The organism is Streptomyces sp. NPDC023157 (assembly GCF_055560575.1).
Window position 1 is genome coordinate 630,738 of the sequence record NZ_JBVHIL010000004.1, and the last position, 20,950, is coordinate 651,687.

Sequence of the window (20,950 nt, forward strand, 5' to 3'; positions counted from 1 at the left end):
GCGCCGGGATCCCGGCTCGGAAAGAGATACAGCGGGTCACTGATCGCGGACCCGCCGGCACCAAGGCTAATGGGATCGGGCCCGGTGACAAGACGTCGCCGGACTGTTGTCCGCGCCTGGGAACTACCCTGGCCGAATGCGTAGTGAAACCCCCTCGGCCGCCCCGGCGCCCACGGACGACAGCGCGCCGGGCGACGGCCTGGTCCGCGCCGGCGCGATCATCTTCATCGTCGGAGCGGTGGCGACGCTGGTCACGGTGGCTCCGCTGTTCCTCGGGACGGACCCGTTCCCGACCGTCGCCTACCTCGTCTCGATGCTGATGGGCGTCGGATTCCTCGTCGCCGGCGCCGGTGTGCTGCGCTCGATCAGCGTCCAGCGGCGCCGGGCCCGTGCGGTTCAGGCCGCGACGGTTCAGCCCCGGTAGCCCTCCCACCAGGCACGGAAGTCCGTCAGGTCGGTGAGGACTACGTCCGCGCCGGCCGCCTTCAGCTCCTCGGGGGCGCACGGGCCGGTCGCCACGGCGACCGAGAACGCGCCGGCGGTCGCCGCCCCGCGCACGTCACCGACGTGGTCGCCGACGTACACCCGCGCGCCGTGGGCGCGCAGCGCCTCCGCCTTGCCCTCGGCGAAGAGCCCGCCGACGACGGCGTCGGGCTCGATGCCCAGGTGGGCGAAGTGCAGCTTGGCGTGCGGCTCGTTCTTGGCGGTCACGACGATGGTCCGGCCACCGGCCTCGCGAACGGCTTGAATCGCATCCATCGCCCCCGGCATCGGCCGCGTCGGCTCGATCGCGTGGACGCCGTAGAACTCCCGGTAGAGGGTCGCCATCTCCGGCACGCGCTCCTGCGGGAACCAGTGCGCGAGCTCGTGCTCCAGCGGCGGCCCGAGCCGGCTGACGACCAGGTCGGCGTCGATCGGGACACCGGTGGCCGCCGAGAAGGCCTCGAACGCGGCCTTGATGCCGGGGCGGGTGTCCAGCAGGGTCAGGTCGAGGTCGAAGCCGACCGTCAGGGAGCTCAGGGAACTCGCGGGGCTCAGGGGACTCGCGGGGCTCTGCGCGGGGGTCGTCGTCATAAGGGTCATTGTGCCCGGGTGTTCGAATAGGCCCCTGTCTAGACTTAGCCAAGCCTTACCGAACCTCGTCCCTCTGATGGGTGTACATGACCGCCCCACGTACCCGGCGCGCCGTCGCGACCAGCGCGGCCGTCGCCGCCCTGCTGCTCGCGATCCTGCTGAGCCTCGCGGTCGGCGCCCGCGCCATCCCGCCGTCCACCGTCGTCGACGCGCTGCTGCACGGCGCCACGAGCCCCGACGCCGAGGTCGTACGGCAGCTGCGGGTGCCCCGCACCCTGATCGGCCTCATGGTCGGCGCCGCGCTCGCCCTCGCCGGAACCGCCCTCCAGGGCATCACCCGCAACCCGATCGCCGACCCCGGCATCCTCGGCATCAGCCAGGGCGCCTCGGTCGGCGTCGTCCTCGCCATCGCGTTCGCCGGGGTGCACTCGCTCACCGGCTACGTGTGGTTCGCCTTCGCGGGCGCCGCGCTCGCCTCCGTCGCCGTGTACGCCATCGCCTCCCGGGGGCGCGGCGGCGCGACCCCGGTGAAGCTGGCGCTCGGCGGGGCCGCGATCAACGCGCTGCTGCTCTCCGTGACGACCGGCGTCCTCACGACGAAGGCGTCCGCCCTCGACGAGTTCCGGTTCTGGCAGATCGGCTCGCTCGACGGCCGGGACGCCGCGATCGTCGCCCAGATCTGGCCCTTCCTGCTGCTCGGCACCGTCCTCGTGCTCTCCGTCGCCCGCGGCCTGGACGCCCTCGCGCTCGGCGAGGACGTCGCCAAGGGGCTCGGGCAGCGGGTCGCGACCGTGCGGATCGTCGGCGGCCTCGGCGCGACCGTCCTGACCGGCGCCGCCGTCGCCGCCGCCGGCCCGATCGCCTTCGTCGGCCTCGCCGTCCCGCACATCGCCCGCGCGGTCGTCGGCAGCGACCACCGCTGGGTGCTGCCGATGGCGGCGCTCATCGGACCGGTGATGCTCCTGGTCTCGGACGTCCTGGGCCGGATCCTCTTCCCGCCGGGCGAGGTCCCGGCGGGCGTCATGACGGCCCTGATCGGCGTGCCGTTCCTGGTGACCCTGGTGCGGCGGAAGGCGGTGCCCGCGTGAGCAGCCCCGCCACGCCCGTCGCGCCCGCTCCCGTGCGCCCCGGCGCCGTCCGCCCCGCCGGGTACGGACTCGTGCGCGCCGGGCGCGTGTCCTTCCTCGTGCACCGGCGCTCCGCGCTCGTCGCCGCCGGGCTCGTCGTCCTCCTGGCGGCCGTCGGCGTCGCGTACCTCTGCGTCGGCGAACGGTTCGTCGCCCCCGCCGAGGTCCTGAAGATCCTCGCCGGGGAGCGCTCGCCCGCCGCGTTCGTCGTCGAGGACCTGCGGCTGCCGAGGCTCGCGACCGGCCTCATGGTCGGCGCCGCGTTCGGCGTCGCGGGCGCCCTCATCCAGACCGTCGCCCGCAACCCGCTCGCCAGCCCCGACATCATCGGCATCAGCCAGGGCGCCGGCGCGGTGACCGTGGCGGCGATGACCTTCGGGCTCGCCTCGTACACGGTCCTGCCGTACCTCTCGATCGCCGGCGGGGTGCTGGCCGCCGTCCTCGTGTACGTCTTCGCCTGGCGCGGCGGGCTGCACGCGACCCGCTTCGTGCTCATCGGCATCGGCTTCGCCATCGCGCTGCGCTCGCTGACCACCCTGTTCATGACCAAGGGCGACTACCTGGTCGCCCAGCAGGCGCAGATCTGGATGACCGGTTCGCTCAACGGGCGCGGCTGGGACGAGTCCCTGCCGCTGCGCGTGACGCTGCTCGTGATGCTGCCGGCCGTGCTGTGGGCGGCCCGCGCCCAGCGGACGGTGGCCCTCGACGACGACACCGCGACCGCGCTCGGAGTGCGGCTCGGACGGGTCCGGCTCGGGCTCGTGGCGGTGGGCGTGATCCTGGCGTCCGTCGCGACGGGCGTCGCCGGACCGGTCGACTTCGTGGCGCTGCTCGCCCCGCAGATCGCCCGCCGGACCACCCGTACGGCCCAGATCCCGCTGCTGGGCTCGGCGCTCATGGGCGCGCTGGTCGTCGTCGCCGCCGACCTGCTGGGCCGGCGGCTCTTCTCCCCCGTCGAACTGCCGGTGGGAGTCCTCACGGCGGCGGTCGGCGCCCCGTATCTGATCTGGCTGATCATGCGCAGCCGTGGAGTAGGAGGCAGATCGTGAGCAGGCTGGCCGCGCGGGAGCTGACCCTCGCGTACGAGGAGCGGACCGTCGTCCACGAGCTGGACCTGGCGATCCCGGACGGCGAGGTCACCGTCATCGTCGGCCCCAACGCGTGCGGCAAGTCGACGACCCTGCGGGCGCTCGGGCGGCTCCTCAAGCCGAAGGGCGGCGCCGTCCTGCTCGACGGCGAGGAGCTGGCGCGGATCCCCACCAAGCGGATCGCCCAGTCCATCGGCCTGCTCCCGCAGACACCCGTCGCCCCCGAGGCGATCACCGTCGGCGACCTCGTCGCGCGCGGCCGGCAGCCCCACCAGGCCTGGTGGAAGCAGTGGTCGGAGGAGGACGAGCGGGCGGTCGTCGACGCGATGGAACGCACCGACGTCGCCTCCCTCGCCCAGCGCTCGGTGGACGAGCTGTCCGGCGGGCAGCGCCAGCGCGTGTGGATCGCGATGGCCCTCGCGCAGGAGACCGACCTGCTCCTCCTCGACGAGCCCACCACGTACCTCGACATCGCCCACCAGGTCGAGGTCCTGGACCTGGTCCGGCGCCTCAACCACGTCCGCGGCCGCACGGTCGTCCTCGTCCTCCACGACCTGAACCAGGCCGCGCGGTACGCCGACCACCTCGTCGCGATGAAGGCGGGCCGGGTGGTCGCGGAGGGCGCGCCGGGCGAGGTCGTCACCGCCGAGCTCGTACGGGAGGTCTTCGGCCTGGAGTCGGTGGTGGTCCCGGACCCGGTGACGGGCTCTCCGCTGGTGGTGCCGGGGGCGCCGTGGGCGGCGCGGGTCCCGGACCGGGCCTAGACCGGACGGGGACTAGACCGGACCGGGACTAGACCGGACCCGCCCTAGTCCCAACGGGCCAGCACCTGCTGCGGCGCTCCGGCCGCGGCGGGAGTGTGGTGGGCATGGAACGCCGGACCAAGGTCACCGTGCAGCCACCGAACGCCCGAGGGCTGCGCGAGGTACGCGTCGGCGGCGAGACGGCGGGCAGCGCCTGGTCTCCGCGCGAGCTGCGCAGCCTGCTGCGCCGCCACGGGTTCCCCGAGGACGTCGACCTGGACGACCGGTCCATCGTGAGCTGGCATGGGGGCGGGAGCGACGTCTGGCCCGACCGTGCCGGAGTCAGACGCATGACGATCGTCCTGATGGTGGCGGGTCTGGCGGGGGGCTGGGCGCTGCTGACCTCCATCGGCATCCCGGACGCCTTCGACGCGCTGACGTTCGCGGGACGGATCTCCGGGTTCCTCTTCATCCTCGCGGGCGTGACAGAGGTGGCAGCGGCCGTTGCGGCCGTGGACTACTGGGGCAAGCGCGGCCTGAAGGTGTCCGGGGCGGGCGTCCTCGTGGGCGTCCTGATCGCGCTGACCGTCAGCACCCTGCTGGTCTTCCTGTGGTTCCAGGAACGGGAGTACACGCCCTACCTGCTGGCCTTCTTCCCACTCTTCGGCTGGTCCCTTTGGGCCTTGTGGAGATGCGTCCGGGAGAAGGTGTGGCGCGGTGTCCCGCACCCGACGAAGATCGCGGCCGGGGTGACGGCCACCGCGCTACTGGCCGCGGTGAACCTCGCCTACTCGTCCGTCTACCAGCCGACCGCCGCACCGGCGAACCTGACGATCTGGGTGCGGTTCGGAGAGCCGCGGACCGACCTGAACAAGCCGGTCCACCTTCTCCCGGTGACGCTCCGGCTGAAGAACACCGGACCCGTGCCGCTGTACATCCTCGCCGACAACTGGAGGGTCTACGGGCGCAGCGGTACGTACGTCGAGAAGAGTGGCCAGCTGAGGGACCGCAGGCCGACGATGGAGCAGAACTCGGAGCGGCAGGGCGACACCTCACTCCATTTCGGCGCGATCACCTACACCGCCCTCGGAGTCGGCCCCTTCACCGGGCCCGGCAGCTACTACGACCCGGGTGAGGAGTACAGCGAGGACAAGATCATCGAGATCCCCAAGTCGTCGAAGTTCGACATGATCGACGCGGACCTGGACATCAGGGTCATGCGGATGGACCGCGGGAGGATCGACCTCGACACCTTCGGCGTCGCGGAGCACTCCTGGGAGAAGGGCGCGTTCCTGTACTGCGACCCGAAGGAGTGCGGCGGCGAGTTCCTGACCTACCACTCGCCCGTGCGCTACAACAACAACCTGATCAACGTGACGCGGAAGCCCCGCTATGTGACCGCGTGGTGGGGCCTGGGCCAGAACGACTCCAACTACGACGCCTCCATCTCCACCTTCAAGGGCCAGGGGTTCATCAACAACGCCGAGACGGAGCGGGAGAACCGCAAGTTCGACCTCTTCACCGTGACGGCCGACGCCGCGATCCCCTTCGCCGCCGTGGTGCACCCGAACGGGCCCTGAGACGGCCCCCCGTTCACCCCCGCCGCGACCGCCACAGCAGGTACAGGCCCGACGCGACGGCCGCCGCCCGCAGGGTCCAGGGCCAGGTCTCCGAGAGCGCCGCGCCCATCGCCTCGCCGCCCGCCGGGACGGCCTCGCCCCAGCGGCCCGCGATCCGGCCCCACAGCCAGACGGCGCCGCCGGTCGCGGCGAGGCCGGGGAGGATGAGGGCGGCGGTACGGCGCTCACGGGAGGCGTACGCGAGGAGCCAGCCCGCGGCGAGCGGGAGCAGCCAGCCGCCGGCCGCACCGGCCAGCAGGAGGACGGCGGCGACCAGGAGGAGGGGGCTGCCGAGGCGGAAGGAGAGCCGGCGCCGGAGCCTCCCCCGCTCCTCCGGGACGGCTTCCTCGCCGTCCTCACCGTCCCCCTCTTCGTCGTCCTCGTCGTCCTCCGGTGGCTTCAGGAGTTCCGGGATCTCCACGCCGCCGTGGAAGCCGAGGGCCGCCGGGACGTCCATGGCGTCCACGACATCACCCGCGGCGGTGGCGTCCGTACGCCACCAGTCCGGCTCCCGGGGCGCGGGGACGGGGGTGCCGTCCCCGGCGGCCGGCTCCGCCGCGGACGCGTCTGCCGACCCGCCCGCGCGCGGGCCCGGGACGCCGCCGCCCGGCGGCCCGCCGACCACCTCGTCCGGCGTACCCAGGTCGCCGAGGATCCCCCGCACGGGCTCCCCCTTCACCGTGCGACGGCGTTCGATCTCGTCGCGCAGGCCCGTGACCAGCTCGCGGCGCTCCGCGGCCGGCATCCTGCGCTGCTGGGCCAGGTCGCCGACGCGGCTCAGATAGTCGAAGACCAACTGGTCGTTCTCGATCCCCACGGCACGACGGTAGCGCCTGCACAGGGGCTAACGTGGTGCGGATGGGGATCGGTGAGCTGGACCGGGAGGCGCACGTGCCTGAGGCAACAGGTGTCGGCGCGGCGCCGCGCACCCTCGCGGAGGCGCTGCGCGCCGGTGACGACGGGGGGATCGCGGCGCTGCTGCGGGCCCGCCCCGACCTGCTCGCGCCGGTGCCCAACGACCTGACGCAGCTGGCCACCCGGGCCGGCACCCGCGGTTCCGTCGTCCGGGCGCTCGAACGGCTCGACCGGTTCGCGCTCCAGACCGCCGAGGCGCTGGCCGTGGCGCCGGACCCCGCCCCGTACCCCGTACTCCTCGCCCTGCTGACCGGCGACGCCGACGCACCGGAGATCGAGGCGGCGCTGCCGCGCGCGGTCGCGGTGCTGCGCGAGCAGGCGCTGGTGTGGGGCGACGACGAGCGGCTGCGGCTGGTGCGGACGGCGCGGGAGCTGCTCGCCCCGTCGGCGCAGCACCCCTCGCCGACCGGGCTCGGTCCGACGGTCGCGGAGGCGACGGCGGGCATGTCGCCGGGGCGGCTCCAGGAGATCATCGCGGCGGCCGGGCTGCCCGCCACGCACGACCCGGTGTCGGCCGTCGCGGCGCTGACGGGCCTCTTCACGGACCGTACGAGGATGGCGGCGCTGCTCGACACCGCGCCGCCCGAGGCGCTCACGGTGCTCGACCGGCTGGTGTGGGGCCCGCCGTACGGGGAGGTGACGGCGACCCCGACGCCGCCGGTGCGGTGGCTGCGCGACCGGGGGCTGCTGCTGCCGGTGTCGACGCGGACGGTGGTGCTGCCCCGGGAGGCGGCGCTGCACCTGCGCGGCGGGCGGGCGCACCGTTCGCCGGAGCCGGTGGCTCCGGTGGTGGCGACGGCCCGCGAGTACCGTCCACAGGTGGTGGACAGCGCGGCGGCCGGCCAGGCGTACACGGCGCTCGCGACCGCCGAGGAGCTGCTGAAGTCCTGGGACCAGGGCGGCCCCCCGGTGCTGCGGGCCGGCGGTCTGGCCGTGCGCGACCTGAAGCGCACCGCGGCCGCCCTCGACACGCCCGAGCCGCTCGCCGCGTTCTGGCTGGAACTGCTGTACGGGGCGGGGCTGCTCGCCTCCGACGGGGAGGCCGACGAACGGTACGCGCCGACCCCCGCGTACGACGACTGGCTCGACCTGCCGCCCGCCGAACGCTGGGTCGCGCTCGTCGTCCCCTGGCTGGACGCGACCCGCACCCCCGGTCTGGTCGGCACCCTCGACGGCAAGGGCCGCGCCCTCGCCACCTTCGGCCCCGGCCTGGACCGGGCCGCCGCCCCCGAGGTGCGCCGCCGGGTCCTCGCCCTCATGGCGACCCTCCCGCCGGGCGCCGCCGCCGACCGCGCCTCGGTGCTCGCCCGGCTGCGCTGGGACCGGCCGCTGCGGGGCGGGTCCGGCGGACCGGGCACCGAGCCCGCGTCGGCCGCCGGGGGCACCCCCGCCGACCTGCGGGCCCGGATCGCCGAATGGACCCTGGACGAGGCCGAACTCCTCGGCATCACCGGCCGCGGCGCGCTCGCCTCGCCCGCCCGCGCGCTGCTCAACCTGCCGCTCGCCGAGGCCGCCCCCGACACCGCGCACCCGGGCGACTGCGAGCCGTCCGTCGCCGCCTCGCGGGCCGCGACCCTGCTCGCGCCGCTGCTGCCCGAGGCCGTCGACCACGTGCTGTTGCAGGCCGACCTGACGGCCGTCGCGCCCGGGCCGCTGCGCCGGCCGCTCGCGGAGGTCCTCTCGGTCCTCGCCGACGTGGAGTCGAAGGGCGGCGCGACCGTCTACCGCTTCACGCCCGGCTCCGTGCGCCGGGCCCTGGACGCCGGGCGCACCGCGTCCGACCTGCACGACTTCCTGACCGCGCACTCGCGCACGCCGGTGCCGCAGCCCCTCGCGTACCTGATCGACGACGTGGCGCGGAAGCACGGGCACCTGCGGGTCGGCGCCGCCTCCGCGTACGTGCGCTGCGACGACGACGCCGTGCTCGGCGAGATCCTCGCTGACCGGCGCTCGGACCCGCTGCGACTGCGCCGCCTCGCGCCGACCGTCCTCGCGGCCCAGGCGGATCCGGCGACGCTCCTCGACGGGCTGCGGGCCATGGGGTACGCGCCGGCGGCCGAGTCCGCCGCGGGCGACGTCCTGATCACCCGCGCCGACGCGTACCGCACCCCGCCCCGCACCGCCCCGGCCCCCGTCCCCGACGGCCCGCCCGCCCCGGACGCCACGCTGCTCACGGCGGCGGTACGGGCGATCCGGGCGGGCGACCGCGCCGCCACCGTCGTCCGCAAGGAACCCTCGGCCCCCCTCGCGGCGGGCGCCCTCCCCCGCACCTCGGCCGCCGAGACCCTGGCCACCGTGCAGGCCGCCGCCCTCACCGGCTCGGCCGTCTGGATCGGCTACGTCAACGCGGAGGGCGCCGCCAGCCAGCGGGTCATCGCCCCGGTCCGCGTCGAGGGCGGCTTCGTGACCGGGTACGACCACACGGCCGACGAGGTACGGACGTATCCGCTGCACCGGATCACGGGCGTGGCGGAACTGGAGGACGGGGAGGCCTGAGGCCGCGCGGATCCCGCGCGGCGCCCGTCCCGCCTCCGAAGGACCGCAGCAGCTCCGGCGTCACTCCCGTCAAGGTGTCCCGCACCCTCCGGCCGGGCGCCGGGGCGATCGGGGTGACCGAGGGGACCGCGAGGACCGGGCAGCCCGCGGCCTCCGCCGAGGCGACGCCGGTGGGGGTGTCCTCGACGGCCACGCAGTGGGCGGGGGTGACGCCGAGGGCGTGGCAGGCGGCGAGGTACGGGTCGGGTTCGGGTTTGGTGCGTGCGGTGTCGTCCGCGGTGACCGAGACGGCGAACTCCGGGGCGCCGAGCGCCGCGAGGGCGTCGAGGACGGTGTCGGCGACGGCCCGGGGCGAGGCCGTGACCAGGGCGGTCGGCACTCCGTCGTGGGCCAGCGCGGCGAGCAGCGCGAGGGCGCCGGGGCGCGGGACGACGCCGGACCTGACCCGCTCGGCGAACTCGCGGTGCAGTGCGGCCGCGAGCGCGTCGGTGGTGGCGGGGGCGGCGGCACCAGCGGTGGCGGGGGCGGTGCCCGCCAGCCAGGCCGCCGTGTGTTCGACCGGGCGGCCGAGGACGTCCGGGCGGTCGGCCTCGGTCAGCGGGCGGCCCGCGACCTGTTCCACCGCCTCCCACCACAGGCCCTCGGTGTCGACGAGCGTGCCGTCCATGTCGAACAGGACGGCGTGCAGGGGGTGTTCGATGGTCACGCTGGTCGCTTTCTCTCGCGTATCCGTACGGCTTGCGTGTCGCACGGCAGGGCGGCCCGCGCCACCGGTCCAGTTGTCGCGCGGGCCGCGGTCTCAGGCGGCGCGGGCCGCGACGAGGACGGGGCGCTCGCGCGGGCTCACCGTGACGGCGTCGCCGGCGGCGAGGGCGGCGGCCTCGTGGGTGGGCAGGTCGGCCTTGACCTCGGTGGCGTCGGCGAGCCGTACGGTGAGCCGGGTCGTCGCGCCGAGGAAGGCCGTCGCGACGATCCGGGCCGAGCGGGCGCCGTCCGTGGTGACCTTCAGGTCCTCGGGGCGTACGAGGACGTCGACGTCGGCCGTCGCGGGCGCCTCGCCGTCGACGGGGAGGCGGCGGCCGAGGACTTCGACCGTGGTGCCGTCGAGGCGGCCGGGGATGCGGCTCATGGTGCCGACGAACTCGGCGACGAAGGCCGTCGCGGGGCGCCCGTACAGTTCGGCAGGGGCGGCGCACTGTTCGAGGCGGCCGGCCCGCATGACGGCGACCCGGTCGGCCATGGACAGCGCCTCCTCCTGATCGTGCGTCACGAAGAGCGTGGTGATGCCGAGTTCGGACTGGATGCGGCGGATCTCCTCGCGGAGGGTGAGCCGCACCTTGGCGTCGAGCGCGGACAGCGGCTCGTCGAGGAGCAGCACGCGGGGGCGCAGCGCGAGGGCGCGGGCGAGGGCGACGCGCTGCTGCTGGCCGCCGGAGAGCTGATGCGGGAAGCGTCCGCCCTTGTCGCCGAGGCCGACGAGTTCGAGGAGTTCGGCGGCCTGCTTGCGCCGTTCGGCCTTGCCGGTCTTGCGCATGCGGGGGCCGAAGGCGACGTTGTCGACGCAGTCGAGGTGGGGGAAGAGGCTGTACGACTGGAAGACCATGCCCGCGTCGCGCCGGTGGGCCGGGACGTGGGTGATGTCCTGGCCGTCGACGAGGACGGCGCCGGAGTCGGGGGTCTCGAAGCCGGCGAGCATGCGCAGGGCGGTGGTCTTGCCGCAGCCGGAGGGTCCGAGCAGGGCGAGCAGTTCGCCGGGGCGGACGGTCAGGTCGAGCCCGTCGAGGGCGGTGGTCGCCCCGAACTGGCGGCGCAGGCCGCGGAATTCGACGGTCGCGGCGCCGGAGGCGACAGACGTCGCGGGCGGGGCGTCGGTGGGGGTGACGGTCATGGTTATCCCTTGGCGGTACGGGTGCGGCGGGCGCCGGGCGCGCGGCCGCCGGCCCCGGCGAGGGCCAGGAGCAGCACCCAGGTGACGAGGAGGCTGAGTACGGAGACGGCCACGGACATCTGGGCCTGGGAGCCGGAGATGTTCACGATCCAGACGGCGAAGGGCCGGAAGCCGAGCAGCTGGGCGACCGTGTACTCGCCGAGGACGAGGGCCAGCGCGAGGAAGGCCGCGTTCATCAGCGCGCCGCGCAGGTTCGGCAGCACCGCCGTGACCAGGGCGCGGACGGGGCCGGCGCCGCAGCTGCGGGCGGCCTCGACGAGGGTGCGGACGTCGACGGCGCGCAGGCCCGCGTCGAGGGCCCGGTAGGTGAAGGGCAGTGCCATCACGACGTACGCGAGGACCAGGACGACGGGGAAGTCCGGGTTCTGCAGGGCGACGAAGGTCTGGAAGAGGGGGGTGCGGGCGAGGTGCTCGGGGCCCCACTTCAGGACGGTGCCGAGGCCGGCGACGAAGGCGATCGGCGGGACGACGAGCGGCAGCGAGCACACCGTCTCGACGAGCGGCCGCAGCCGGGGCGCGCCGAGCCGCAGGGCGACCATGGCGGGCACCATGAGCAGCAGGACGACGGCGATGGTGACGGCGGCGAGGCCGAGCGAGAGCAGCAGGCTGGTGGTGAAGCCCTCGGTGCCGATGATCTTCGTGTAGGCGTCGAGGGTGAGGCCCTGGCCGGGCACGTCGACGGTGAAGACGACGGAGGCGGCGAGCGGCACGAGGAAGTACAGCCCGGCGAGGCCGAGGACCCAGCGGCGCCAGTGGGGTGCGGGGTTCAGGCGAGCCATCGGGAGCTCCGGCGTTGCAGGGGCAGGTAGACGGCCATGACGAGACCGGCGACGACGACCATGTCGAGGCTGAGGGCGAGCGCCACGTTCTCCTGGCCGACGAGGACGTTGCCGGAGAGGGCGTCGGAGATCTGCAGGGTGACCAGCGGGACGGCGCTGCCGACCATCGCGGCGGCCGTGGCGTACGCGGCGAAGGCGCTGCCGAAGAGCAGCACGAACCCGCCGAGCAGGCTGGGCAGCAGGACCGGCAGGGCGACGTGCCGCCAGTACTGGGCGGTGGTGGCGCCGTTGCTGCGGGCGGCCTCGCGCCACTGGCCGCGCAGGCCGTCCAGGGCGGGGGTGATGGTGAGCACCATGAGGGGGATGAGGAAGTACAGGTAGACGAGGACCAGGCCCCAGAAGCTGTACAGGCTCCAGCCCTTGTCGGCGAGGCCGAGCTGCCGGGTGAGGACGCCCGCGTTGCCGAGGGTGGCGACGAACGCGAAGGCGAGCGGGACGCCGCCGAAGTTGGCGAGCACGCCGGAGGCGGTCAGCACGGCCTCGCGCAGCGCGCGCGAGCGGGAGGTCACGACGGCCTGGGCGAGCGGGAGGCCGAGCAGGGTGGCGAGGACGGCGGCGGTCCCGGAGAGCTTGACGCTGCCGAGCAGGGCGGTGAGGTAGGCGCCCTGGAGGGAGGTGGCCAGGTTCTCCGTGCCGTACGAGGCGGGGCCGCCGGCCGGGTCGTCGACGGTGAACGCGCCGCCGAGCATGGCGATCGCGGGGACGCCGAAGGCGATCGCGGTGAAGGCGAGCAGCGGGACGGCGGCGAGCCAGGCGGGGGCGCGGCGGCGGCGCGGCCGGGCGGCGGGCCCGGCGTGGGGGGTGCGGGCCCGCCGCTTCCCGGAGGTGGTCCGGGAGGCGGCGGGCCCGGTCAGGGTGCTCGTCATCCGGAGACGGCCTTGCCCCAGCCCTGCGCGAGGACCGTCTTGGCCTTGGCCTGCTGGGCCTCGGTCGGGAAGGACGGGATGCCGGAGACGGCGGGCAGCTTGAGGGCGGCCTGCGCGTCGAGGGTGCCGGCCTTGTCCATGGCGGGCATCAGGACGGGCCGGGCGAAGCCCTTGAGCCAGAGGTTCTGGCCCTCGGCGCTGTAGAGGTACTCCTGCCACAGGCGGGCGGCGGCGGGGTGCGGGGCGTCCTTGTTGACGGCCTGCGAGTAGTACATGGCGTAGCGGCCGTCGGTGGGGACGGCGACCTTCCAGTCCAGGCCCTTGGACTTGAACTCCTCGGCGTAGCCGGCGTTGAGGTAGTCCCAGTCGATGCTGATGGGCGTCTCGCCCTTCTCGACGGTGGCCGGGGTGGACTCGACGGGGGTGTAGTTGCCGTTCTTCTTGAGCGCGGCGAAGAAGTCGAGGCCGGGCTGGATGTCGTCGAAGGAGCCGCCCTGGGCGAGGGCCGCCGCGTAGACGCCGCCGAACGCGGAACCGGACTTGGTGGGGTTGCCGTTGAGGGCGACCTGGCCCTTGTACTCGGGCTTGAGGAGGTCCTTGAAGGTGGTGGGGCAGGTCTTCACGCGCTTGGCGTCGCAGCCGATGGAGACGTAGCCGCCGTAGTCGTTGTACCAGCGGGCCTTCGGGTCCTTCTGGCCCTCGGGGATGTCGTTCCACGCGGCGACCTTGTACGGGGCGAGGAGACCCTGCTGGGCGGCGCTGAGCGCGAAGGAGCTGCCGAGGTCCAGGACGTCGGGGGCGCGGTCCTGGCCCTTGCGGGAGGTGACGGCGTTGACCTCGTCCTGGCTGGAGGCGTCCGGGTTCTCGACCTCGACCTTGATGCCGTACTTCTGCTGGAACCCGTCGAGGAGCGCGCCGTAGTTGGCCCAGTCGCGGGGCAGCGCGATGGCGTGCAGCGCGCCCTCCTTCTTGGCCGCCTTCACGAGCGCGTCCATGCCGCCGAGGTCGGCGGCGGAGGTCGCGGTGGCGGCGTTCTTGCCGTCGGAGGTGGCGGCGTTCTCGGGGGCCGCGCCGCAGGCGGTGAGGGCGAGCGCGGCGACGAGGGCGAGGGAGCCGCCGAGCGCGGCGGTTCTCGGGAGGCTCAGCGAGGGCGTGGGGACGGGCACGGCTTCTCCAGGGGGAGCGACGGTCCAGGGGAGAGGTGATCAACTTGTATGGACAAGTTGGCCCCAGTACGCCGGTCGCCCGTGTCGTGAACATGAACGGGGGAGGAACGGATGCCCGCCATTCCCTGCACATTGGCAGCGTTTTTCAGCCACTGACACGCTCAACTACGCTGGTATCGCTGCGCACTGAGAACCACACTCGACGCGCGAAGGGGGAAGCATGCCGACGACACGCCACGAACGGATCGCGGAGGAGCTGCGCCGGGCCATCGACCGCGAGGAGTACGCGGTCGGCAGCCGGCTCCCCACCGAGGCGGAGCTCGCCGCCCGCTACGACGCCTCCCGAGGCACCGTCCGCCAGGCCCTCGCCGCCCTCACCGCCGAGGGCCTCATCGGCTCCCGCCAGGGCGCCCGCCGGGTCGTCCTGGCCGGCCGCCGCAGCCAGAGCTTCGCCGAACTGCGCAGCTTCGCCCAGTGGGCCCAGGCCATGGGCCGCACCGCGACCGGCCGCGTCGTCACCCAGGAGTACCGCCCCGCCACCGCCGAGGACGCCGCCCGCCTCCACCTCCCCCAGGGCACCCCGCTCCTCAACGTCCTCCGGGTCCGGGGCCTGGACGGCGAGCCGGTCCTGGTCGAGCGGAGCGTGTACGCCGACTGGATCTCCCCCGCCGTCGAGGCCATCGACCCCGGCTGCGCCTCGGTCACCCAGCGCCTCTACGAGGACACGGGCCTGGTCTTCGCCCACGGCGAGCACGTCATCGACGCGATCGCCGCAGGCGCCCACGACGCCGCCCTCCTCACCGTCCGCCGCACCAGCCCCCTGCTCCGCGTCCGCCGCGTGACCACCACCCACGACGGCCGCCCCGTCGAATGGTCCGACGACCGCTACCGCCCGGACGCCGTGAGCTTCACCGTGCACAACTCGATCGGCAACAACGCGCTGGCCCGGACGACGGCGGGCTGACCATTCCCGCGCCGGTCGGGCAGACTGGATGTTTGGCCACGTTCGGCCGCGTGGAAGGGAAGCACGACACGTGAACGGTCCACTCATCGTCCAGAGTGACAAGACGCTCTTGCTGGAGGTCGACCACGAGCAGGCCGAGGCCTGCCGGCGGGTCATCGCGCCCTTCGCCGAGCTGGAGCGGGCGCCCGAGCACATCCACACGTACCGGGTGACCCCGCTCGGGCTGTGGAACGCGCGGGCGGCCGGGCACGACGCCGAGCAGGTCGTCGACGCGCTGGTCGAGTTCTCGCGGTACCCGGTGCCGCACGCCCTGCTCGTCGACATCGCCGAGACCATGGCCCGCTACGGGCGGCTCACCCTCTCCAAGCACCCCACCCACGGGCTGGTGCTCACCACCACGGACCGGCCCGTCCTGGAGGAGATCCTCCGCTCCAAGAAGGTGCAGCCGCTCGTCGGGGAACGGCTCGACCCCGACACGGTCGCCGTGCACCCCTCCGAGCGCGGGCAGATCAAGCAGACGCTGCTCAAGCTGGGCTGGCCCGCCGAGGACCTGGCCGGATACGTCGACGGCGAGGCCCACCGGATCGACCTCGCCGAGGACGGCTGGGCGCTGCGCCCCTACCAGCAGCAGGCCGTCGAGGGCTTCTGGCACGGCGGCTCCGGCGTCGTCGTACTGCCCTGTGGGGCGGGAAAGACGCTGGTCGGAGCGGGTGCCATGGCCAAGGCCAAGGCGACCACGCTGATCCTCGTGACGAACACCGTCTCGGCCCGGCAGTGGAAGCACGAGCTGGTGAAGCGGACCTCGCTGACCGAGGACGAGATCGGCGAGTACAGCGGGACCCGCAAGGAGATCCGGCCGGTCACCATCGCCACGTACCAGGTGCTCACCACCCGCCGGAAGGGCGTCTACCCCCACCTGGAGCTCTTCGACTCCCGCGACTGGGGCCTCATCGTCTACGACGAGGTGCACCTGCTGCCGGCCCCCGTCTTCAAGTTCACCGCCGACCTCCAGGCCCGCCGGCGGCTGGGTCTCACGGCGACGCTGGTACGGGAGGACGGGCGCGAGTCCGACGTGTTCTCGCTGATCGGCCCCAAGCGCTTCGACGCGCCGTGGAAGGAGATCGAGGCGCAGGGCTACATCGCGCCCGCCGACTGCGTGGAGGTCCGGGTCGACCTGACCGACGCGGAGCGGCTCGCGTACGCGACGGCGGAGGCGGAGGAGAAGTACCGCTTCTGCGCGACGACGGCGACGAAGCGGAAGGTGACCGAGGCGCTGGTGAAGAAGTTCGCCGGGCAGCAGATCCTCGTCATCGGGCAGTACATCGACCAGCTGGACGAGCTCGGCGAGCACCTGAACGCCCCGGTGATCAAGGGCGAGACCTCGAACGCGCAGCGCGAGAAGCTCTTCGACGCGTTCCGCAACGGCGAGATCAGCGTGCTCGTGGTGTCGAAGGTCGCGAACTTCTCGATCGACCTGCCGGAGGCGACGGTCGCCATCCAGGTCTCGGGCACGTTCGGCTCCCGGCAGGAGGAGGCCCAGCGACTGGGCCGCGTACTCCGCCCGAAGGCCGACGGACACCAGGCGCACTTCTACTCGGTGGTCGCCCGCGACACGATCGACCAGGACTTCGCGGCACACCGCCAGCGGTTCCTGGCCGAGCAGGGGTACGCGTACCGCATCCTCGACGCGAGCGAGCTGCTGGCGCCGTAGGCCGGGCGGCGCGGGGGGCGGTTCAGTCCTGGTGGGCGGGGCGGGGGTCGCGGACCCCCGCCGCCTCCTCGTGGACCCCGAGGACGGCGACGGCGACGAACGCGCCACCGAAGGCGCGTATCGCGCGCAGCGGGGCGGCGGCCAGGCGGCGGGCGCGGGTCAGGCTGGGGGCGGTGGGCGCTGGGGTGAGGGTCGTGGCGGTCATGCATCCATGATGGAATCCGGACATTCGGAACACATCGGCCCTGGGGTGGAACCGGGGTCCCCCGCGAGTCGGAGGCGACCCCCTACGGGTCCCGGGGACCCTACGGCCCGGGGGTCCCAGGGGTCCCACGGGCCTACGGGCCGGGGGTCCCACGGGCCCTACGCCCCGGGGTGAATCCATTCGCCTCCCGCCCCCGCCCCGGCGTACACTCGCCAGCTTCCCCGCCTCCCCCGGGAGCGCCGCCGTCCGGTCGGAAACCGGCGGCCACCTCGACGTGTCCGCGTACCCGACCCGGAGGCTCCACCGTGTCCGTAACGTCCGCCACTGACGATCCGCTCGCCCGGGAGCGGGCCCACCTCGCGTCCTCCCGCGCCGCCCTGCGCGCGATGCGCGAGGACGTGGAGTCGCTCGACATCAAGGACGTCACGGCGAACTGGGTCAACGCCGTCATCCTGACCCGGCAGATCGAGGACCGCATCAAGGCCCTCGCCGACCTCGCCGACACCCCGCTCTTCTTCGGCCGCCTCGACTACCTGCACACCACGCAGGAGGGGCAGCGCTTCTACATCGGCCGGCGGCACGTCCACGACGCCGCCGGCGACCCGATGGTGATCGACTGGCGCGCGCCGGTCTCCCAGCCGTACTACCAGGCGTCGAGGAAGAACCCGCAGGACGTCGGACTGCGCCGGCGCTTCGGGTACACGGGCGGCGAGCTCACCGCGTACGAGGACGAGCACCTGTCCGACCCAGCCGAACTGGAACGGACCAGCCGGCTGCTCCAGGCGGAGATCGAGCGGCCGCGCGTCGGCCCCATGCGGGACATCGTCGCCACCATCCAGCCCGAGCAGGACGAGATCGTCCGCTCCGACCTGTCCGGCACGGTCTGCGTGCAGGGCGGCCCCGGCACCGGAAAGACCGCCGTCGGCCTGCACCGAGTCGCCTACCTCCTGTACGCGCACCGGGAGCGGCTCGCCCGCACCGGCACCCTGGTCATCGGACCGAACCGTTCCTTCCTCCACTACATCGAGCAGGTGCTGCCGGCGCTCGGCGAGCTGGAGGTGCAGCAGGCGACGGTGGACGACCTCGTCGCCCATGTCGAGGTGCGCGGTACGGACGAGGCGGCGACCGCCGTCGTCAAGGGCGACGCCCGAATGGCCCAGGTGCTGCGGCGCGCGGTGCGCTCGCACGTCGCCATGCCCACGGAGCCGCTGATGGTGGTGCGCGGCTCGCGCCGCTGGCGGGTGCCCGCGTACGAGCTGGAGGAGATGGTCCGCGAGCTCCTCGACCGGGACATCCGGTACGGGGCGGCCCGCGAGGCCCTGCCGCAGCGCATCGCGCACGCCGTGCTGGTCCGCATGGAGGAGGCGGGCGAGGCCCCCGACGACCGGGTGCAGAACACCGTCGCGCGCAACACGGCGGTCAAGGCCGTCGTGAAGGAGTGCTGGCCGGCGGTCGACCCGGCGAAGCTGGTGCTGCGCCTGCTGAGCGACCCCGAGTTCCTGGCCGCGCACGCCGACGGCATCCTCGACGAGGACGAGCAGAAGCTGCTGCTGTGGGCGAAGCCCGCCCGCAGCGTGAAGTCGGCGAAGTGGTCTTCGGCGGACGCGGTCCTCATCGACGAGGCGAAGGACCTGGTCGAGCGCACCCACTCGCTGGGCCACGTCGTCCTCGACGAGGCGCAGGACCTCTCCCCCATGCAGTACCGGGCGGTGGGGCGCCGCTGCACGACCGGTTCGGCGACGGTCCTCGGCGACCTGGCGCAGGGCACGACCCCGTGGGCCACGGAGAGCTGGGCGCAGGCCCTGGAGCACCTGGGCAAGCCGGAGGCGCACGTGGAGGAGCTGACGGCCGGCTTCCGCGTGCCGCGCGAGGTCATCGCGTACGCCTCCCGCCTCCTCCCCCACATGTCGCCGGGGCTCGCTCCGGTCGAGTCCGTACGGGAGAACCCCGGCTCGCTGGAGATCCGGCGGGTTGCCGGGCCGGACGCCCTGGACGCGTCGGTCGTCGCGGCGTGCGTGGCGTCGCTGGCCCACGAGGGCTCGATCGGCCTGATCGCGGCGGACGCCCGCATCGCACCCCTGGCCGAGGCCCTGAAGGCGGCGGGCCTCACATACCTCTCCCCCGGCGAGGAGACCACGGCCGACTCCCGCCTGACCCTGGTCCCGGCCTCACTGGCGAAGGGCCTGGAGTACGACTACGTGGTCCTCGACGAACCGGCGGCCGTGGTGGACGGCGAACCGGACGAACGCACAGGCCTGCGCCGCCTGTACGTGGCGCTGACGCGTGCGGTGTCGGGACTGACGGTGCTTCATGCCGCGGATATGCCAGGGCAGTTGGCGCGGTAGGCCGGGAGGGCGGGCCGGTCGTCGTCCTAGTCGATGCCGTACTCCGGCAGCGCCTGCGTCCACGCCCGGTGGGCGACGGCGGCGAGCACGGGGTTGGTGACGCGGTAGTACTGCTCCGTCACCACGCCCCAGCACAGCGCCCACCCCCGCCCGCGCGCCCAGGTCGCGTCGTCGACGCGGGCGGCCTCGCGGAACAGTGGACGCGTCTCGGGGGTGAGGAGCGTCCAGGCGCCCATCATGTCGCAGGCGGGGTCGCCGACCCCGAGCCCGCCGAAGTCGATGACGGCGCTGAGCCGCCCGTCGCGGGTGAGGAGGTTGCCGGGCAGCAGGTCGCCGTGCACCCACACGGGCGCACGGTCCCACTGCGGCAGCCGCAGCACGGACTCCCAGGCGGCGGTCACGACGTCGGCGTCGAGCGTGCCGTCGGCCCCGAGCGCGCGGATCGCCGGAGCCATGGCGCCGTCCTCCCAGTCGGTGACCGGCCCGCCCCGGAAGGAGGCGGGCCCACCGGTGGCGTCGACTGCGCGCAGGGCGCACCCGAAGCGCCCCAACTCGACGGCGGCGTGCCCGAGTTCACCGATCGGCGCGCGGAACGCGTCCTCGCCGTCCAGCCACTCGTACACGGACCAGCGCTGCCCGAACCCCTCCCCCGGCACCCCGAGCCCGACCGGTACGGGCACGGGCAGCGGCAGATGCCGGGCGAGACGCGGCAGCCACCGCTGCTCCTTCTCGACCTGCCCCTCCGCCCAGGAGGCCTTGGGCAGCCGTACGACGAGGGCGTCGCCGAGCCGGAACATGGCGTTGTCGGTCCCGGCGGATTCGACCTGACGTACGGGCAGATGGGCCCAGTGGGGAAACTGGGCCCGGACGAGACGCCGCACAAGCCCGACATCGGGCACGGCATCGGAGCTGACGGCGTCGGGGCTGACGGTGGCATCGGACATGGCGCGAGGCTAACGACGCCCCGCGCCACCCGCCACGCAATTCCCCGCTCCCCGCTCCCCGTTCCCGTTCCCCGGCGCCGGACCCGGGCTCGTCACTGCCAGACGGTCAGGGCGAGCACGAACCCCTCCATGAACGCCTGCGCCCCGGCCTGGCCCGCGCCGGAGTGGTAGTCGCTGGCGACCCAGCCGCCGACGTTGAAGGTGTAGCCGTGCCGACTCCCCCTGTCACGATGCCGCGCCTGAACGGGGCGGCCCCCACGCCACACCTTCAGCCTGCGCCGGGCGGGGGAAGATCGCAGGCGCGGAGGGGGGGATCAGGTCCTGTCGACGGCCGAGAAGAGGAGCGTGGGCTCCGCGAGGATGTTCCGGCCGGTCTCGCTCTGGTAGATCTCGTCGACGCTGCCGAAGCGGGCCTGGACGTAGTCGAGGCCGAGGAGTGCGGCGGCCTGCCGGACGGATGCCTCGTCGGGGCCTTCGATCTCCAGGAAGGTGGGGAGGTCGGGCCAGGTGCCGAAGTCGAAGGCCACGTCTCCCAGCCGCCACTCCTCGCGGTAGTTCTCCTGGTAGCGGACCTCGTCGAGGCCGAGGCGACGGAGGATGTCGGCCATGGCGTGCAGGTCGCTCACCTCGGTCTCGATCTCCGTCGTACCGTCGATGGTGGTCGAGTCGGTCACCTGCTTGAGCGTGAGGGTGGACCGGGTCCCTTCGTCGCGCAGGCGGAGCCACGCCCCGCCGTCGAGGGCGTCGTTCTCGAAGATCTTGCGGGTGAGGAGGGTGCGGGGCAGCGCCTGCTCGGCGCCCAGGGAGGCCAGCTTGTCCTGGAGGGCGCCGGCGTCGACGTTCAGGAACGTTGCCTCGTACTCGTGCTTCATGTGCGTCTTCCTCTTCGGGTGCGCGGCT

19 protein-coding genes and 1 pseudogene are annotated in these 20,950 nt (G+C 73.8%); 9 read left to right on the forward strand and 11 right to left on the reverse strand.

The genetic code is table 11. From position 1 onward, the window contains the following. The first annotated feature begins 136 nt into the window (after positions 1-136). The gene (locus tag ACZ3ZE_RS17955; RefSeq protein WP_361165419.1) at positions 137-424 is read left to right on the forward strand and encodes a hypothetical protein; all 288 of its coding nucleotides are present in this window, start codon (positions 137-139) and stop codon (positions 422-424) included. Here ACZ3ZE_RS17955 and ACZ3ZE_RS17960 read toward each other — a convergent pair. Beyond that, on the reverse strand, positions 412-1,074 hold the full coding sequence (locus ACZ3ZE_RS17960; protein ID WP_467259678.1) for an HAD family hydrolase: 663 nt from the start codon (positions 1,072-1,074) through the stop codon (positions 412-414). The genes ACZ3ZE_RS17955 and ACZ3ZE_RS17960 overlap by 13 nt on opposite strands. Before the next feature lie 86 nt (positions 1,075-1,160). On the opposite strand from ACZ3ZE_RS17960, the gene ACZ3ZE_RS17965 reads away from it, so the two are divergent. The 4 genes from ACZ3ZE_RS17965 to ACZ3ZE_RS17980 all read left to right on the forward strand — a co-directional run bounded on the left by ACZ3ZE_RS17965 (position 1,161) and on the right by ACZ3ZE_RS17980 (position 5,612). Next, positions 1,161-2,162 (forward strand): FecCD family ABC transporter permease, encoded by a 1,002-nt coding sequence (locus ACZ3ZE_RS17965; protein WP_361165413.1) that lies wholly within the window; start codon positions 1,161-1,163, stop codon positions 2,160-2,162. Next, on the forward strand, positions 2,159-3,250 hold the full coding sequence (locus ACZ3ZE_RS17970; protein ID WP_467259681.1) for a FecCD family ABC transporter permease: 1,092 nt from the start codon (positions 2,159-2,161) through the stop codon (positions 3,248-3,250). The genes ACZ3ZE_RS17965 and ACZ3ZE_RS17970 overlap by 4 nt, the downstream gene beginning before the upstream one ends. Beyond that, the gene (locus ACZ3ZE_RS17975) at positions 3,247-4,053 is read left to right on the forward strand and encodes an ABC transporter ATP-binding protein (RefSeq protein WP_361165407.1); all 807 of its coding nucleotides are present in this window, start codon (positions 3,247-3,249) and stop codon (positions 4,051-4,053) included. The genes ACZ3ZE_RS17970 and ACZ3ZE_RS17975 overlap by 4 nt, the downstream gene beginning before the upstream one ends. 104 nt (positions 4,054-4,157) lie before the next feature. Continuing rightward, positions 4,158-5,612, forward strand: coding sequence for a hypothetical protein (locus ACZ3ZE_RS17980; RefSeq protein WP_467259684.1), 1,455 nt, complete (start codon positions 4,158-4,160; stop codon positions 5,610-5,612). Positions 5,613-5,625: 13 nt separating this feature from the next. On the opposite strand, the gene ACZ3ZE_RS17985 is transcribed toward ACZ3ZE_RS17980, so the two are convergent. Then, the gene (locus ACZ3ZE_RS17985) at positions 5,626-6,468 is read right to left on the reverse strand and encodes a hypothetical protein (protein ID WP_363292373.1); all 843 of its coding nucleotides are present in this window, start codon (positions 6,466-6,468) and stop codon (positions 5,626-5,628) included. Positions 6,469-6,509: 41 nt separating this feature from the next. On the opposite strand from ACZ3ZE_RS17985, the gene ACZ3ZE_RS17990 reads away from it, so the two are divergent. Further along, positions 6,510-9,062 (forward strand): helicase-associated domain-containing protein, encoded by a 2,553-nt coding sequence (locus ACZ3ZE_RS17990; protein WP_467259686.1) that lies wholly within the window; start codon positions 6,510-6,512, stop codon positions 9,060-9,062. 40 nt (positions 9,063-9,102) lie between these two features. Here the strand turns inward: ACZ3ZE_RS17990 and ACZ3ZE_RS17995 are convergent. From ACZ3ZE_RS17995 to ACZ3ZE_RS18015, 5 genes and pseudogenes are all read right to left on the reverse strand, one after another. After that, positions 9,103-9,762: pseudogene (locus ACZ3ZE_RS17995) on the reverse strand (HAD family hydrolase); the annotation flags it as partial. Between the two features lie 99 nt (positions 9,763-9,861). Beyond that, complete coding sequence (locus tag ACZ3ZE_RS18000; RefSeq protein ID WP_467259689.1) at positions 9,862-10,950, reverse strand: ABC transporter ATP-binding protein; 1,089 nt, start codon at positions 10,948-10,950, stop codon at positions 9,862-9,864. A 2-nt stretch (positions 10,951-10,952) separates the two neighbouring features. Next, on the reverse strand, positions 10,953-11,789 hold the full coding sequence (locus ACZ3ZE_RS18005) for an ABC transporter permease (RefSeq protein ID WP_361165393.1): 837 nt from the start codon (positions 11,787-11,789) through the stop codon (positions 10,953-10,955). Further along, positions 11,777-12,715, reverse strand: a complete 939-nt coding sequence (locus ACZ3ZE_RS18010) for an ABC transporter permease (protein ID WP_467259692.1) — start codon at positions 12,713-12,715, stop codon at positions 11,777-11,779. Before ACZ3ZE_RS18010 ends, ACZ3ZE_RS18005 begins: the two co-directional genes overlap by 13 nt. Further along, positions 12,712-13,881: an ABC transporter substrate-binding protein gene (locus ACZ3ZE_RS18015; RefSeq protein ID WP_361165387.1), complete on the reverse strand. Its 1,170-nt coding sequence runs from the start codon at positions 13,879-13,881 to the stop codon at positions 12,712-12,714. The genes ACZ3ZE_RS18010 and ACZ3ZE_RS18015 overlap by 4 nt, the downstream gene beginning before the upstream one ends. A gap of 220 nt (positions 13,882-14,101) precedes the next feature. Here ACZ3ZE_RS18015 and ACZ3ZE_RS18020 point away from each other — a divergent pair, with 220 nt between their 5' ends. Beyond that, on the forward strand, positions 14,102-14,845 hold the full coding sequence (locus ACZ3ZE_RS18020) for a GntR family transcriptional regulator (RefSeq protein ID WP_361165384.1): 744 nt from the start codon (positions 14,102-14,104) through the stop codon (positions 14,843-14,845). A gap of 70 nt (positions 14,846-14,915) precedes the next feature. Then, positions 14,916-16,556 carry a DNA repair helicase XPB gene (locus ACZ3ZE_RS18025; RefSeq protein WP_361165381.1) on the forward strand — a complete coding sequence of 547 codons (1,641 nt, stop codon included), beginning with the start codon at positions 14,916-14,918 and terminating at the stop codon, positions 16,554-16,556. Between the two features lie 22 nt (positions 16,557-16,578). Here ACZ3ZE_RS18025 and ACZ3ZE_RS18030 read toward each other — a convergent pair whose 3' ends face one another. Then, positions 16,579-16,761, reverse strand: a complete 183-nt coding sequence (locus ACZ3ZE_RS18030) for a hypothetical protein (protein WP_361165378.1) — start codon at positions 16,759-16,761, stop codon at positions 16,579-16,581. A gap of 305 nt (positions 16,762-17,066) precedes the next feature. Between ACZ3ZE_RS18030 and ACZ3ZE_RS18035 the strand changes: the two genes are divergently transcribed. Beyond that, positions 17,067-19,106 (forward strand): HelD family protein, encoded by a 2,040-nt coding sequence (locus ACZ3ZE_RS18035; protein ID WP_467259695.1) that lies wholly within the window; start codon positions 17,067-17,069, stop codon positions 19,104-19,106. Between the two features lie 26 nt (positions 19,107-19,132). Here ACZ3ZE_RS18035 and ACZ3ZE_RS18040 read toward each other — a convergent pair whose 3' ends face one another. The 3 genes from ACZ3ZE_RS18040 to ACZ3ZE_RS18050 form a co-directional block, all read right to left on the reverse strand. After that, complete coding sequence (locus tag ACZ3ZE_RS18040) at positions 19,133-20,050, reverse strand: aminoglycoside phosphotransferase family protein (protein ID WP_442303712.1); 918 nt, start codon at positions 20,048-20,050, stop codon at positions 19,133-19,135. A gap of 92 nt (positions 20,051-20,142) precedes the next feature. Next, a complete protein-coding gene (locus ACZ3ZE_RS18045; protein ID WP_361165370.1) occupies positions 20,143-20,316 on the reverse strand; it encodes a hypothetical protein in 174 nt (57 codons plus the stop codon). Between the two features lie 48 nt (positions 20,317-20,364). Continuing rightward, on the reverse strand, positions 20,365-20,922 hold the full coding sequence (locus ACZ3ZE_RS18050; RefSeq protein ID WP_467259697.1) for a class IV adenylate cyclase: 558 nt from the start codon (positions 20,920-20,922) through the stop codon (positions 20,365-20,367). Positions 20,923-20,950: the final 28 nt, after the last annotated feature.